The organism is Serratia sp. K1WW1, from assembly GCF_055790865.1.
Genome location: NZ_CM147697.1, coordinates 4,197,836 through 4,212,033 on the forward strand (window position 1 = coordinate 4,197,836; position 14,198 = coordinate 4,212,033).

The 14,198-nt window shown below is 55.6% G+C and carries 14 protein-coding genes and 1 riboswitch; of the genes, 6 read left to right on the plus strand and 8 right to left on the minus strand.

Features of this window, described 5'->3' with window-relative positions:
- Positions 1–308 precede the first annotated feature (308 nt).
- Genes ACX9GU_RS18955 through ACX9GU_RS18975 form a run of 5 tightly spaced genes read left to right on the plus strand, consistent with a single transcriptional unit; the run spans position 309 to position 6,016 of the window.
- On the plus strand, positions 309–1,007 hold the full coding sequence (locus tag ACX9GU_RS18955) for a transcriptional regulator (RefSeq protein ID WP_473192557.1): 699 nt from the start codon (positions 309–311) through the stop codon (positions 1,005–1,007).
- Between the two features lie 27 nt (positions 1,008–1,034).
- Complete coding sequence (hlyD, locus tag ACX9GU_RS18960; protein WP_473192558.1) at positions 1,035–2,021, plus strand: secretion protein HlyD; 987 nt, start codon at positions 1,035–1,037, stop codon at positions 2,019–2,021.
- Positions 2,022–2,030: 9 nt separating this feature from the next.
- A complete protein-coding gene (locus ACX9GU_RS18965) occupies positions 2,031–3,767 on the plus strand; it encodes an ATP-binding cassette domain-containing protein (protein ID WP_473192559.1) in 1,737 nt (578 codons plus the stop codon).
- Complete coding sequence (locus ACX9GU_RS18970; protein ID WP_414821415.1) at positions 3,764–4,900, plus strand: ABC transporter permease; 1,137 nt, start codon at positions 3,764–3,766, stop codon at positions 4,898–4,900. The genes ACX9GU_RS18965 and ACX9GU_RS18970 overlap by 4 nt, the downstream gene beginning before the upstream one ends.
- A gap of 9 nt (positions 4,901–4,909) precedes the next feature.
- The gene (locus tag ACX9GU_RS18975; protein WP_021805223.1) at positions 4,910–6,016 is read left to right on the plus strand and encodes an ABC transporter permease; all 1,107 of its coding nucleotides are present in this window, start codon (positions 4,910–4,912) and stop codon (positions 6,014–6,016) included.
- Positions 6,017–6,259: 243 nt separating this feature from the next.
- On the opposite strand, the gene ACX9GU_RS18980 is transcribed toward ACX9GU_RS18975, so the two are convergent.
- The 6 genes from ACX9GU_RS18980 to moaA all read right to left on the minus strand — a co-directional run bounded on the left by ACX9GU_RS18980 (position 6,260) and on the right by moaA (position 9,908).
- On the minus strand, positions 6,260–6,967 hold the full coding sequence (locus tag ACX9GU_RS18980) for a Bax inhibitor-1/YccA family protein (protein ID WP_021180400.1): 708 nt from the start codon (positions 6,965–6,967) through the stop codon (positions 6,260–6,262).
- Positions 6,968–7,093: 126 nt separating this feature from the next.
- Positions 7,094–7,546 carry a molybdopterin synthase catalytic subunit MoaE gene (moaE, locus tag ACX9GU_RS18985; RefSeq protein ID WP_473192560.1) on the minus strand — a complete coding sequence of 151 codons (453 nt, stop codon included), beginning with the start codon at positions 7,544–7,546 and terminating at the stop codon, positions 7,094–7,096.
- 2 nt (positions 7,547–7,548) lie between these two features.
- A complete protein-coding gene (gene moaD / locus ACX9GU_RS18990; RefSeq protein WP_021180398.1) occupies positions 7,549–7,794 on the minus strand; it encodes a molybdopterin synthase sulfur carrier subunit in 246 nt (81 codons plus the stop codon).
- Entirely contained in the window at positions 7,791–8,270 is a 480-nt protein-coding gene (gene moaC / locus ACX9GU_RS18995; RefSeq protein WP_071683176.1) for a cyclic pyranopterin monophosphate synthase MoaC, read from the minus strand. The genes moaD and moaC overlap by 4 nt, the downstream gene beginning before the upstream one ends.
- Positions 8,271–8,273: 3 nt before the next feature.
- Positions 8,274–8,786 carry a molybdenum cofactor biosynthesis protein B gene (gene moaB / locus ACX9GU_RS19000; protein ID WP_422527304.1) on the minus strand — a complete coding sequence of 171 codons (513 nt, stop codon included), beginning with the start codon at positions 8,784–8,786 and terminating at the stop codon, positions 8,274–8,276.
- A 138-nt stretch (positions 8,787–8,924) separates the two neighbouring features.
- Entirely contained in the window at positions 8,925–9,908 is a 984-nt protein-coding gene (moaA, locus tag ACX9GU_RS19005) for a GTP 3',8-cyclase MoaA (RefSeq protein ID WP_021180395.1), read from the minus strand.
- Positions 9,899–10,041, minus strand: a riboswitch (molybdenum cofactor riboswitch). Its footprint overlaps the gene before it by 10 nt.
- Before the next feature lie 262 nt (positions 10,042–10,303).
- On the opposite strand from moaA, the gene ACX9GU_RS19010 reads away from it, so the two are divergent.
- Positions 10,304–11,221: a uridine diphosphate-N-acetylglucosamine-binding protein YvcK gene (locus ACX9GU_RS19010; RefSeq protein ID WP_368438363.1), complete on the plus strand. Its 918-nt coding sequence runs from the start codon at positions 10,304–10,306 to the stop codon at positions 11,219–11,221.
- Here the strand turns inward: ACX9GU_RS19010 and ACX9GU_RS19015 are convergent.
- Entirely contained in the window at positions 11,218–11,463 is a 246-nt protein-coding gene (locus ACX9GU_RS19015; RefSeq protein ID WP_021180393.1) for a VF530 family protein, read from the minus strand. The genes ACX9GU_RS19010 and ACX9GU_RS19015 overlap by 4 nt on opposite strands.
- A 102-nt stretch (positions 11,464–11,565) precedes the next feature.
- Positions 11,566–13,578 (minus strand): excinuclease ABC subunit UvrB, encoded by a 2,013-nt coding sequence (uvrB, locus tag ACX9GU_RS19020; RefSeq protein ID WP_473192561.1) that lies wholly within the window; start codon positions 13,576–13,578, stop codon positions 11,566–11,568.
- Between the last annotated feature and the right edge of the window lie 620 nt (positions 13,579–14,198).

The following is a 14,198-nucleotide window of genomic DNA, read 5'->3' on the forward strand; positions in this document are numbered from 1 at the left end:
CAGATCCCCCCTAACCTAAACAAATGTTCGGTGCAGTTTCCGGGAGGATTATCAGACGGGGCATAAGGAGGTACTCGCACTTTTTTGCGGCACATCCTCGGCATGACCTCGAGGGATTGGCACAAACTGCAGTGCACCAAGCGCGAGAGTGTAGCAGAAATCGAACAAGAAAAGGCAATTTTACGTGTTCATAGCACTTTTCGCCGAGCAAGTTCACGGAAGAGCAAAATGTTCTGGCCTGTGGTTTACATTTTAGCCCGCTCGGCCTAAAGTTAATCATATGATTGATTAACTTTTCGGATCAACCCATGTCCTCTGCAGAAAACCCGCCGCTAAGACCTCTCAAACGGGGTGAACAAGCGCGCCAACAACTGCTCTCCGCCGCGATTGAAGTGTTCGGCGAATATGGCCTTTCGGGTGCCACCACGCGGCAAATCGCCCAGCGTGCCGGGCAGAACATCGCCGCTATCACCTATTATTTCAACTCGAAAGAGGGGTTATATCTGGCGGTAGCCCAGTGGATTGCCGACTTTATCCAGCAAAGTTTCCGCCCACTGAGCGAAGAAATCGAACGTTTCTATCAACTGCGCGCGGAGCAACGCCAGCCGGAGCATTATCTCTACCATCTCAAAAGCGGGTTGCTGGCCTTCAGCCAACTGATGACCGAACCCCACACGCTCAACCTGAGCAAGATTATGTCTCGCGAACAGCTTTCGCCAACCGATGCTTATCCGCTGATCCACCAGCAAGTGATAGCCCCGTTGCATCACTTACTGTGTCGCCTGTTAGCGGGCTACACCGGCATCGATGAGCGTTCCACCAAAATCGTCTTGCATACTCATGCGCTGATCGGTGAGGTTCTGGCATTCCGCGTTGGCCGGGAAACTTTGCTACGCCAGGCAGGCTGGCATCAGATCGCGGCAGAAGAAGCCGAGCAAATTAGCGAGGTGCTGGCCGAACATATCGACATTCTGGTTAACGGGCTACGCCAGCGTTACGCCGTCTAACTTTCCGTCTTGCAGTCAAGGAACATTATGAACAAGAAAAGAGTTGCCATTGTGGGTATAGCGATCGTGCTGATCGCCGCTGCGGCCTACGGTTTCTGGTCTTACCAACGCCAGCAGGACAAGCCTTTGACGCTGTATGGCAATGTAGATATCCGCACGGTCAACCTGGGTTTCCGCGTTAATGGCCGGTTGGCCTCACTGGCGGTAGACGAAGGGGACAGCGTGCAACAGGGGCAGCTGCTGGGCAAACTGGACGATGCCCCTTACCAGAACGCGTTGCTACAGGCGCAGGCCAACGTTGCCAGCGCCAAAGCCAAGCTGGATTTATTGCAGGCAGGCTACCGCAACGAGGAGATTGCTCAGGTGCGATCCGAAGTCGCACAACGGCAGTCGGCCTTCAGTTATGCCGACAGCTTCTTCCAGCGCCAGCAGGGGCTATGGGCGAAAAAGGCCACCTCTGCCAACGCCCTGGAAGATGCCCGCACCGCGCGTAATCAGGCGCAGGCTAATCTGCAGGCGTCGAAAGACAAACTGTCGCAATACCTGACCGGTAACCGCCCGCAGGAAATCGAACAGGCCAACGCCAATCTGGCACTAGCCGAAGCGGCACTGGCACAGGCTCAGTTGGATCTGCATGACACCACCCTGCTCTCTCCGTCCGTTGGTACGGTAATGACGCGAGCCGTGGAGCCAGGCACCATGCTCAGCGCTGGCAGCACGGTGTTTACCCTATCGTTGACCCGGCCGGTATGGGTTCGTGCCTACATTAATGAAACCAGCCTGGGTAACGCCACACCAGGTACCGAAGTTTTGATAGAGACTGACAGCCGCCCTGGCAAGCCTTATCACGGCAAGATCGGCTTTGTTTCCCCCACCGCGGAGTTCACTCCCAAAAGCGTAGAAACACCGGATCTGCGTACCGATCTGGTCTACCGCCTGCGGATCATCGTCAACGATGCCGATGACGCCTTGCGTCAGGGGATGCCGGTAACCGTCCATTTCACACAGCCGTAAGGAACCGTGATGGCACAGGCACATACGATTGAACTGGTGGCGTTGGAAAAACGCTTTCCATCACTCGATAAACCGGCGGTAGCCAGCCTGACGACCACGTTGCGCAGTGGCGCGGTGACCGGGCTGGTTGGCCCCGATGGCGCGGGCAAAACTACCCTGCTGCGCATGTTGGCAGGTTTGCTGCTCCCCAGCAGCGGCAAGCTGACCGTCGCCGGGTTGGATCCGATCGCACAGGATCGTCAGTTGCACGCCATTCTTGGTTACATGCCGCAAAAATTTGGGCTGTATGAGGATCTGACGGTGATGGAAAATCTCACGCTGTATGCCGATCTGCGCGGAGTCACCGGCGATCTGCGTAAGCAAACCTTTGAGCGGTTGCTGACGTTTACCGATCTGACCCGCTTTACCAAACGGCTGGCGGGCAAGCTTTCCGGCGGGATGAAGCAAAAGCTCGGGCTGGCCTGTACGCTGCTTGGCCAACCTCAGGTGTTGCTGCTGGATGAGCCCGGCGTCGGCGTCGATCCCATTTCACGTCGTGAACTGTGGCGAATGGTGCATGAGCTGGCCAACGACGGCATGCTGATCCTGTGGAGTACCTCCTATCTCGACGAAGCCGAGCAGTGCCGCGAAGTGCTGCTGATGAACGAAGGCGAACTGCTATTTAGCGGTGCGCCACAGGATCTTACCCAGCGCATGGCTGGCCGCACCATCCTGATCGATACCCCAGCCGGTAGCCACCGGGCGCTGTTGCAACGGGCGATCTGTCTGCCTGCGGTTAGCGACGGTGTGATCCAGGGGAAATATCTGCGGCTGATCCTCAAGCCGGGTGAAGATCACCAGCAAGTATTACGGGATCTGGATCTGCCACAGGCCGAATTAACCGAGGCCGATCCGCGTTTTGAGGATGCGTTTATCGATCTGCTGGGCGGCGGCCCGAACAGCAAATCCGCCCTGGCCGAGATCATGCCTACGGTAACGGGCGACAGCTCGGAAACGGTGATCGAAGCACAGGGGTTGACCAAAAAATTCGGCGACTTTGCGGCCACCGATCATGTGGATTTCAAGGTGCAGCGCGGCGAAATTTTTGGCCTGCTTGGCCCCAACGGCGCGGGCAAATCCACCACCTTCAAGATGATGTGTGGCCTGCTGGTGCCTAGCGATGGCAAAGCGCTGGTGCTCGGTATGGATCTAAAAACCAGCTCCGGCAAAGCGCGCCAGCATTTAGGCTATATGGCGCAGAAATTTTCGCTGTATGGCAACCTGACGGTGGCGCAGAACCTGAAGTTTTTCTCTGGCGTTTATGGGCTGAGCGGCAAGAGCCAGCGCGATAAAATTGACGAGATGTCTCGCGCCTTCAACTTCGCCCCGATCCTCAACCAAACGCCGGATTCGCTACCGCTCGGTTTCAAACAGCGGTTGGCGCTGGCCTGTGCGCTGATGCATGAGCCAGATATTCTGTTTCTTGATGAGCCCACCTCGGGCGTCGATCCCCTGACCCGGCGCGAGTTCTGGCTGCACATCAACGGCATGGTGGATAAAGGCGTGACGGTGATGGTCACCACCCACTTTATGGATGAAGCGGAATACTGCGATCGTATCGGCCTGGTGTATCGCGGCAAAATTATCGCCGCCGGTACGCCAGACGATCTCAAACAGCAGATAGCCAGCGAGCAAAACCCCAACCCTTCGATGGAAGAAGCGTTTATCGAACTGGTGCAGGGTTACGATCGGGAGGAGACTGCATGAACAGCGACAACGGCTTTTCCTGGCGGCGACTGCGGGCGTTGTGCCTGAAAGAAACCCGGCAGATATTGCGCGATCCCAGCAGCGGACTGATTGCCTTCGTCATTCCGTTGATGCTGCTGTTTATCTTTGGCTACGGCATCAATCTGGATTCCAGCAAGCTACGGCTGGGGATCCTGATGGAGCAGCAAAGCGAAGAGGCCCGCGATCTGGCCAATGCTTTTATCGGCTCACCCTATATTGAACCGACCGTCAGCGATAACCGCCAGCAGCTGATCCAGATGATGCAGGCTGGCAGCATCCGCGGCCTGGTAGTGATCCCCAGCGATTTTGCCGAGCATTTGGCAAGGCCTAACGATCGCGCTCCGTTGCAGGTCATTACCGACGGCAGCGAGCCCAATACCGCCAACTTTGTGCAAGGCTATACCCAAGGGATCTGGCAAATCTGGCAGCAACAGCGCGCCACCGATCTGGGGCGTGATGACAAGCCGCTGATTGAAGTCCAGATGCGCTACTGGTTTAACCCGGCGGCCATCAGCCAGCACTTTATTATTCCGGGGGCCATCACCATTATCATGACGGTGATCGGTGCCATTCTGACCTCGTTGGTAATCGCCCGCGAATGGGAGCGTGGCACCATGGAGGCACTGCTTTCGACCCAGGTCACACGCAGCGAGCTGCTGCTGTCCAAGCTGGTGCCGTACTATTTCCTGGGTATGATCGCCATGGTGCTGTGTATGGTGGTTTCGGTGTTTGTACTCGGCGTGCCCTACCGTGGCTCCCTGCTGCTGCTGTTCGTGATCAGCAGCCTGTTCCTGGCCAGCACGCTCGGCATGGGGCTGTTAATCTCGACCATCACCCGCAACCAGTTTAACGCGGCAATGGTGGCTCTGAATGCCGCCTTTTTACCTTCAATTATGCTGTCTGGATTTATCTTCCAGATCGACAGTATGCCCGCCGTGGTGCGTGCGGTGACCTATATCATTCCGGCGCGCTACTTTGTCAGTACGCTGCAAACGCTGTTCCTGGCGGGCAATATCGGCACCGTGCTGGTGATTAACCTGCTGTTTTTGATCGCCTCGGCGGTGGTGTTTATCGGCCTGACGGCCTGGAAAACCCAGCGGCGGCTGGATTAAGGGGAAGCCATGTTTCACCGTCTATGGACGTTGATCGTAAAAGAAATGCAGTCGCTGCTGCGCGATCCGCAGACCCGCGCGATCCTGATTATGCCGGTGTTGTTGCAGGTAGTGCTGTTCCCGTTTGCCGCGACGCTCGAAGTCACCAACGCCACCATCGCGGTGTACAGTGAGGACAGCGGCCAGCATTCCATTGAGCTGACTCAACGCCTTGCCAAGGCCAAAGCCTTTTCTCACGTGCTGTTGTTACGCAGCCCGCAGGAGATTAGAACCACCATTGATAATCAGAAGGCGCTGCTGCTGGTCCGCTTCCCGGCCAACTTCTCACGGGATATCGCCAGCGGTAATACCGCGCCGTTGCAGCTGATCCTCGATGGCCGTAACTCCAACAGCGCGCAGATCGCCGCCAACTATGTGCAACAGATCGTGCAGGACTACCAGAATGAGCTGATTGGGCAGCGTACCAAGCCCAACAACAGCGAACTGGTGGTGCGTAACTGGTATAACCCGAATCTGGACTACAAATGGTTCGTGGTGCCTTCACTGATCGCGATGATCACTACCATCGGCGTATTGATCGTTACCTCACTTTCCGTCGCGCGTGAACGTGAGCAAGGCACGTTAGAGCAGTTATTGGTTTCGCCTTTAACCACCTGGCAGATCTTTATCGGCAAGGCGGTACCGGCCCTGATCATTGCCACCTTCCAGGCTTCGATCGTGCTGTTTATCGGTATCTTTGCCTATCAGATCCCATTTGCCGGTTCGTTGCTGCTGTTCTACGGCACCATGCTGGTTTACGGGCTGTCTTTGGTGGGCTTCGGGCTGCTGATTTCTTCGCTGTGCGCGACACAGCAGCAGGCGTTTATCGGGGTGTTTGTGTTTATGATGCCGGCGATACTGCTTTCCGGCTATGTCTCGCCGGTGGAGAATATGCCGGTTTGGCTTCAGCATCTCACCTGGGCCAACCCTATCCGCCACTTCACCGATATCACCAAGCAGATCTACCTCAAGGATGCGGGTTTCGGCATCATCTGGCACAGCCTGTGGCCGTTACTGGTGATCACCGCCACCACCGGCAGCGCGGCCTATGCCATGTTCCGGCGCAAGATTGCCTGAATAGCAGACGTAAAAAAACCGACGGGTGAGGTCGGTTTTTATGTTCCGGAACTGAATTGTGCGACTCTAGCAAGAGATGAGACTCTCTACATCCAAAACTGCAACAGGCTCCGTCCGTAATACCCTATGAATTTCAAGTTGCAGCTAGGCGCCAAGCTCGCTCATCCCCAGGAGCTTACTTCAGTAAGTGACTGGGGTGAACGAGTGCAGGTAACAACGCTGCGGCTTGAAAGGCGACGGGTATTAGCGGCGGTTGCCGAAGATACGCAGTAGCATCAGGAACAGGTTGATAAAGTCGAGATACAGCGTCAATGCGCCAACGATAGCGTATTTACGGAAGCTGTCTTTATCATCAGCGTTCAGTTGCTCACCCATCGCTTTCAGTTTCTGGGTGTCATACGCCGTCAGGCCCACAAATACCAGCACGCCGATATAGGTGATTGCCCACATCAGCGCCGGGCTTTTCAGCCAGATGTTCACCAGTGAAGCCAGCACAATACCAATCAGCCCCATAAACAGCATGCTGCCGAAACCGCTCAAATCGCGTTTGGTGGTGTAGCCGTACAGGCTCATCGCGCCGAACATACCCGCAGTGACCACGAAGGTACTGGCGATCGAGCTATAGGTGTAGGCAATGAAGATGCTCGATAGCGTTAACCCGGTCAGCGCCGAGTAAAGCATAAATAGCCCAGTGGCCATGGTGCCGCTCAGGCGATTAACCATGCCGGAAATCACAAACACCAGGCCCAGCTGCAGGATAATCAGCCCAAAGAAGGTGATCTGGCTAGAGAAAATAAAGTTGATGATCGCAGGCGTATGCGCTGCATACCAGGAAACAAATGCGGTCAACAGCAAGCCACAGGTCATCCAGCCATACACCTGCGCCATATAAGCCTGAATGCCGCTGTTGGCACGTTCAACGATCGAACCATTACGTGGATATCGGTCCATGACGGTTACCTTTTACATGTGAGCCAAGTTTCGGGGGAACTTCCCCTGCCAATAATAAGCGTACCACAGAAAACACCGCGCGAAACGGACAAAGGTATTGATTTATTTCCGCTGTTGAGGCGCGATTTACCAACGCTTGGCGGCTTGTTTATCCGTATCGCGAGCCTCTACCCAGCGGTCTCCCTGCCCGGTCGCCTCACGTTTCCAGAAGGGAGCTCGGGTTTTCAGGTAATCCATAATAAATTGTGCCGCCTCAAACGCCATACTGCGGTGGGCGCTGGTCACGCCGACAAACACAATTTCATCACCAGGAAAGAGATCACCGATGCGATGGATCACCGTTACCCGTTGCAATGGCCAACGGGTTCTTGCCTCTGCAACGATCTCTTCAAGGGCTTTTTCAGTCATGCCAGGGTAATGCTCCAACGACAGCGCGCTGACGTCATTCCCCAGATTGTGATTGCGTACCTTGCCGGTAAAGGTCACTACCGCGCCGTCATCATCACACTGTGCCAGCCACTGGTATTCTTCACCTACACTAAAGGTTGCCTGACCAACGCGGATACGAGTATTTTCCACTGTTAACCTCCGGTTACCGGTGGAAAGAAAGCCACTTCATCACCGGCTTGCAGCGGATGCTCTGCGGCCACCAGCGATTGGTTGACCGCCGTCAGCAATTTACCGGGCTCCAGCGCCAGCGCCCAACGATCGCCACGCTCGCACAGCGATTTACGCAGCTCTTCAACCGTAAGGTACTGCGCCGGCAGGCTCAGCGTGCTGGTGCCGACCAGTTCACGCACCTGGGCGAAAAATAGAATAGTGATCATGATCCCACCTTAAAATCACCGGACTTGCCGCCGCTTTTTGCCAGCAGCCGCACCGGGCCAATGACCATATCTTTCTGCACCGCTTTGCACATGTCGTAGATGGTGAGCGCGGCCACCGAAGCGGCGGTCAACGCTTCCATTTCAACCCCGGTTTTACCGGTCAAACGGCAGCAGGTTTCGATACGCACGCGGTTAAATTCCGGCTGCGCTTCGAGCTGTACTTCCACCTTGCTCAGCATCAACGGATGGCAAAGGGGGATCAGTTCCCAGGTGCGCTTCGCGGCCTGAATACCGGCAATACGCGCCGTGGCGAATACGTCGCCTTTATGGTGGCTGCCGTCGATAATCATCGCCAGCGTTGCCGCCTGCATTTCAACAAAAGCTTCGGCACGGGCTTCACGTACCGTCTCCGCTTTGGCGGAGACATCGACCATATGGGCCTCGCCAGCGGCGTTAATGTGGGTTAGCTGCGTCATGGATTATTTCTTCAAATGGGGTAAGAAGTTGCACGGGCGATGGCGCGCGTCCAACTGTTCTTCAATAATACGTTCCCAGGCGGTACGACAGGCGCGGGTGGAACCCGGCATGGCGAAGATCACCGTCTGGTTGGCAATACCGGCCACGGCGCGGGACTGGAGGGTCGCGGTGCCGATCTCTTCGTATGACACCATGCGGAACAGTTCGCCGAACCCTTCCACTTCACGGTCAAACAGCGGCAATAGCGCTTCTGGCGTATTGTCCCCGGAGGTAAAACCGGTGCCACCGTTAATCAACACGGCCTGCACGTCATCGCTGGCAATCCATGCGGAAACCTGCGCACGGATCTGATAAATATTGTCTTTGACCAAGGCACGTGCCACTACCTGATGGCCGGTTTCCTGCGCGGCTTCCTGTAGATATTGCCCGGAGGTATCGTCCGCTTCAGTGCGGCGATCCGAAACGGTCAGAATGGCAATCTTTGCCGCAATAAATTCACTGCTGGTTTTGCTCATTATGTGTTGTGCTCCTGCTGATTGGATGCTCGGTTAGACTTGGCGTTGCCCCCTCACCCTAACCCTCTCCCACAGGGAGAGGGGACCGATCGAGCTCATATTAATCATCTGGCGTTCCCCGAGGCTATAGGGGACGTGTTAACCGCCGATAAACGATAAGTTCTGCGTGAGACCGCTATTGCCCTGATGCAGGAAGTGGGTCTGCTTTTTGGTTTGCAGCCCGCTTTGAATGCGCATTTTCAGCTGTTCCAACTGGCCGTCATCCGCCAGCAGATCGCGCAGGGTAATCCCTTGCTCACCAAACAGGCACAGATGCAGATTGCCGATGGCGGAAACCCGCAGGCGGTTGCAACTGGCACAGAAATCTTTTTCGTACGGCATGATCAGCCCTATCTCGCCCTGATAATCCGGGTGGCTGAATACCTGCGCCGGGCCATCGCTGCGGCCACGGACTTGGCGCTGCCAGCCCTGCTGCTCCAACTGCAGGCGGATCACTTCGCCAGACACATGGTGCTTGCGGAACAGATCGCTGCCATCACCGGTTTCCATCAGTTCGATAAACCGCAGTTGGATTGGCCGATCCTTGATCCAGTTCAGGAAGCTGCCCAGTTGCTGGTGATTAACATCACGCATCAGCACCGCATTCACCTTCACCTTGCTGTAACCGGCGGTAAAGGCGGCATCGATGCCCTCCATCACCTGGCGGAACTTGTCCTGGCCGGTGATGGCATGAAACTGGCGTGCATCAAGGCTGTCTACGCTGACGTTAATCGCCGTAAGGCCCGCATCACGCCAACTGGCCACATCACGTGCCAGGCGATAGCCGTTGGTGGTTACAGCCAGGGTTCGGATGGCCGGGTTTTCGCGCACGGCGGCAATAATGTCGGTAAAATCGCGGCGTAAAGAAGGCTCACCGCCGGTCAGGCGTACCTTTTCGGTACCCAGTTCGGCAAAGGCACGGCTGACGCGCCGAATTTCATCCAGAGAGAGGAAGGTCTTGGGGCTGCCGCTCGGTTTATAGCCATCCGGCAGACAGTAGGTGCAACGAAAGTTACACACGTCGGTGATCGACAGGCGCAAATAGTAGAATTTGCGCTCAAAAGCATCAATAAGTTGCGGCACCTGTAACACCTTCCAAATACGGGAGATGCGAGCGTTTCCACTCTGCACCCTGGTGGCTGACTTCGCCACGGCCAGGATACCCTATCGCTCCAAAGAACAACGTAGGTACCAAGGCTAGGAGTTTTGATCCCATCCCCGCTACCTCAAGTAGCCGGAACGAAACCGTGGTTTTCCAGAGAATTCTAGCGCTAAACAGCCGCGATAGCCAATGTGGATTAACGCTATATACTTGTGTATACAGCGTTTTTCACCCTCTCAAGTCTGGATAACCATAATAAACAACCCTTATGCCAGCGAATTGACCAGAATCACGCAAATCGCACTCTTTATCGCGTTTTTGTGTCAAATCCGCTACTTTATGCAGGCAGTCTACCTACCCTGAGTTAAGGAATTTTATGCGCAACCGTACCCTGGCCGATCTTGATCGCGTCGTGGCATTAGGTGGTGGTCACGGTCTTGGCCGTGTGATGTCTTCGCTGTCGTCGTTGGGCTCTCGCCTGACCGGCATTGTCACCACGACCGATAACGGCGGTTCTACCGGCCGCATCCGCCGTTCTGAAGGCGGCATTGCCTGGGGTGACACCCGTAATTGCCTCAATCAGCTGATTACCGAGCCTAGCGTCGCCTCGGCGATGTTTGAATACCGTTTTAGCGGCAACGGGGAGCTGGCGGGGCATAACCTGGGAAATCTGATGCTAAAATCCTTGGATCACCTGAGCGTGCGCCCATTGGAGGCGATCAATCTGGTGCGTAGCCTGCTGAAGATCGACGCGGCGCTGATCCCGATGTCGGAACAACCGGTCGATCTGATGGCCCACGATCATGAGGGGCACCAGGTCTACGGTGAAGTCAATATCGATCAACTGAGGATCATGCCGCAAGAGCTGATGCTCTCCCCGCCGGTACACGCCACCCGTGAAGCGGTTGAGGCAATCGCGCAGGCCGATCTGATCCTGATCGGGCCAGGCAGTTTTCTTACCAGCCTGATGCCACTGTTGCTGCTTGAGGATCTGACTCAGGCCCTGCGCCGCAGCAGCGCCAATATGGTGTATATCGGTAACCTGGGCCGCGAGCTGAGCGTCGCCGCAGCCGCACTGACGCTGCAAGACAAACTGGCGCTGATGGAAGAGAAGATCGGCCGTAAAATGATTGACGCGGTGATCGTTGGCCCGGCGGTGGATACCAGCGCCATGCAGGATCGCATTGTGGTGCAACAACCGCTGGAAGCCAGCGATATCCCGTATCGCCACGATCGCCAACTATTACGCCAGGCGCTGGATACCGCGTTGGTGCAGCTAGCTAGCCGCGGTTAATCTTGACCACGGAGCCAAGGATTATCGCTAACGCTGTCGATGTAGAGATCTTCCACCTGCTTGCGTGCCCACGGGGTGCGGCGCAAGAACTTGAGGCTGGATTTGATGCTCGGATCGCTGCTGAAACAGTTGATGCGTATACGCTCTGCCAGCCCGTTCCAGCCATATTGGGCTACCAGCTTGTTCAGCAGTTGCTCCAGCGTAATGCCGTGTAATGGGTCTTTGGATGGGGTTGCGGTCATGGCGGCTGCTCGTCTCAATACTTGGGGCGCACACCTTAATCAGCAAACGGGCGTACGGCAAGAAAATTTACCGGGGCGCGCATAGCACGCCCCTTAAGTTCACTATGATAGCGCGATAAACTGCTCGCGCAGCTGGTGGATTTCATCACGCACCGCAGCGGCCTGCTCGAACTCCAGATTCTGTGCATGAGAATACATCTGCGCCTCCAACTCCTGGATTTTTTGCTCCAGCGCTTTGGGGGTGAGTAGCTGGTATTGCGCCGCGCTCTCTGCCGCTTTGCCCTTCCCTTTGTGCTTGCCACGGCTGCTTGGTTGCCCAAGCTGCAGAATATCCGAAACCTTCTTGTTCAGGCCCTTAGGCACGATACCGTTGGCTTCGTTATGCGCCTGCTGCTTGGCGCGGCGGCGTTCCGTTTCACCGATCGCCTTGGCCATGGAATCGGTGATCCTGTCGCCATACAGGATTGCTTTACCGTTGAGGTTACGCGCCGCTCGGCCAATGGTCTGGATCAGTGAGCGCTCAGAACGCAGGAACCCTTCCTTGTCTGCGTCCAGGATCGCTACCAGCGACACCTCTGGCATATCCAGGCCTTCCCTTAACAGGTTGATACCCACCAGCACGTCAAACTCGCCCAGACGCAAATCACGGATGATTTCGACACGTTCTACCGTATCGATGTCCGAGTGCAGATAACGCACCCGCTCCCCGTGCTCTTCCAGGTATTCCGTCAGGTCTTCTGCCATGCGTTTGGTCAACGTGGTAACCAGTACGCGCTCGTTGATGGCCACGCGCTTGCGGATCTCGGAAAGCAGATCGTCCACCTGAGTGGTCACCGGGCGCACTTCGACGATCGGATCCAGCAGGCCGGTTGGGCGTACCACCTGATCGATAATATCGCCGCCGGATTTCTCCAGCTCATATTTGCCCGGCGTGGCGGACACGTAGATGGTCTGCGGTGCCGCAGCGGCAAACTCTTCAAAACGCATCGGCCGGTTATCCAGCGCCGAAGGCAGGCGGAAGCCATATTCCACCAGCGTCTCTTTACGCGAGCGGTCGCCTTTGAACATGCCGCCGATCTGCGGGATGGTGACGTGGGATTCATCTACCACCAGCAACCCGTCTGCCGGCAGGTAGTCGAACAGGGTTGGCGGTGGCTCGCCCTCACCGCGCCCGGAAAGATAGCGCGAGTAGTTTTCGATACCGGAGCAGTAACCCAGCTCGTTCATCATTTCCAGATCGAACTGGGTACGCTGCGTCAACCGCTGTTCTTCCAACAGCTTGTTATTTTCCAGCAGCACTTTGCGCCGCTGAGCCAGTTCTACCTTGATCTCTTCCATCGCCTGCACGATACGTTCACGCGGCGTGACGTAGTGAGATTTAGGGTAGATGGTAAAGCGTGGCACCACCTGCTCAATCTGGCCGGTTAGCGGATCGAACAGCGACAGGCGCTCGACCTCTTCGTCGAACAGCTCAACGCGCAGCGCCAGCTCATCCGATTCCGCCGGGAAAATGTCGATCACTTCGCCACGTACTCGGAAGGTGGCACGCTGGAAGGCCTGATCGTTGCGGGTATATTGCAGCTCGGCCAGACGGCGCAGGATCGAACGCTGATCGATGATCATGCCCTTGGTCAGGTGCAGCATCATTTTCAGGTACAGATCCGGATCGCCCAGACCGTAGATCGCGGAAACCGAAGCCACCACCACCACGTCACGCCGTTCTAGCAGCGCTTTGGTGGCCGACAGGCGCATCTGCTCGATATGTTCGTTGACCGAGGCGTCTTTCTCGATAAAGGTATCGGAGCTAGGCACATAGGCTTCTGGCTGATAGTAATCGTAGTAGGAGACAAAATATTCCACCGCATTCTCGGGAAAGAACTCTTTCATCTCGCCATACAGCTGCGCCGCCAGGGTCTTGTTGGGCGCCAGCACCATGGTGGGCCGGTTAAGATCGGCGATCACATTGGCGATGGTAAAGGTTTTACCCGAGCCGGTCACGCCCAGCAGCGTTTGGTGCGCCAGGCCGTCCTCCAGGCCCTCTTCCAGCTTTTGGATGGCTTGCGGCTGATCGCCGGCCGGTTTGAATTCGCAATGCAGTTTGAAATGTTTGCTCATATCCCCATCATCTTTCAGGTTTGCGGCCAGACGGTAGCGGCCTAATTATGGAAAGACCGGAAGATTTCCGCCAGTGCCCATGATACTGGATATAAAACCAGCTTCAAGCGGATTTACGCTATTATGGCCGTTAACGGGGCGCGAGCGCACCGGCAAGGTGACAATACCATGACATTTTTATTGTCAATCACCCTGTTATCCCCAGAATGCGTTACAAATTAACTTTTGGCCCGGATTGCGCTGAAAAAACACCCATCGGCACGTTATCAATATCCGTTGGCTTGATTTTAATTAACCTATTGATATTAAATATATTTAATAAAAAGACGAGAATGCGGACAACCTGCGCACAACCCGCGCCCGCTCTCTGTTCACACCGCTTTTCTAAGTATAATGCACAAGGTTATCCACAGGAATAGTGGATAACTCTCACTACCCCATGGGGGGCGGGAGTTGTGGAAAGAACGCTTTTCCCAATGAAACGTCAACTGAGTCGGTTTTTTAGTTATTTTTTTACAATAATTCTGCTTTGGTTATGCCGATTAATGCTAAAAGCCGTGATAACGAAAACGCGCTTTTCGCTATTTTGCTTTTCAGGGGTTGCAAGTTGCGGCAACAAC

Bases quoted from the DNA above. Each gene is read 5' to 3' on its own strand.
- hlyD (WP_473192558.1), top strand. From the start codon at position 1,035: ATGAACAAGAAAAGAGTTGCCATTGTGGGTATAGCGATCGTGCTGATC.
- moaB (WP_422527304.1), bottom strand. From the start codon at position 8,786: ATGAGCAAAACCAGCAGTGAATTTATTGCGGCAAAGATTGCCATTCTG.
- ACX9GU_RS18980 (WP_021180400.1), bottom strand. From the start codon at position 6,967: ATGGACCGATATCCACGTAATGGTTCGATCGTTGAACGTGCCAACAGC.
- ACX9GU_RS18975 (WP_021805223.1), top strand. From the start codon at position 4,910: ATGTTTCACCGTCTATGGACGTTGATCGTAAAAGAAATGCAGTCGCTG.
- uvrB (WP_473192561.1), bottom strand. From the start codon at position 13,578: ATGAGCAAACATTTCAAACTGCATTGCGAATTCAAACCGGCCGGCGAT.
- ACX9GU_RS19010 (WP_368438363.1), top strand. From the start codon at position 10,304: ATGCGCAACCGTACCCTGGCCGATCTTGATCGCGTCGTGGCATTAGGT.
- moaC (WP_071683176.1), bottom strand. From the start codon at position 8,270: ATGACGCAGCTAACCCACATTAACGCCGCTGGCGAGGCCCATATGGTC.
- ACX9GU_RS19015 (WP_021180393.1), bottom strand. From the start codon at position 11,463: ATGACCGCAACCCCATCCAAAGACCCATTACACGGCATTACGCTGGAG.
- ACX9GU_RS18970 (WP_414821415.1), top strand. From the start codon at position 3,764: ATGAACAGCGACAACGGCTTTTCCTGGCGGCGACTGCGGGCGTTGTGC.
- ACX9GU_RS18955 (WP_473192557.1), top strand. From the start codon at position 309: ATGTCCTCTGCAGAAAACCCGCCGCTAAGACCTCTCAAACGGGGTGAA.
- ACX9GU_RS18965 (WP_473192559.1), top strand. From the start codon at position 2,031: ATGGCACAGGCACATACGATTGAACTGGTGGCGTTGGAAAAACGCTTT.
- moaD (WP_021180398.1), bottom strand. From the start codon at position 7,794: ATGATCACTATTCTATTTTTCGCCCAGGTGCGTGAACTGGTCGGCACC.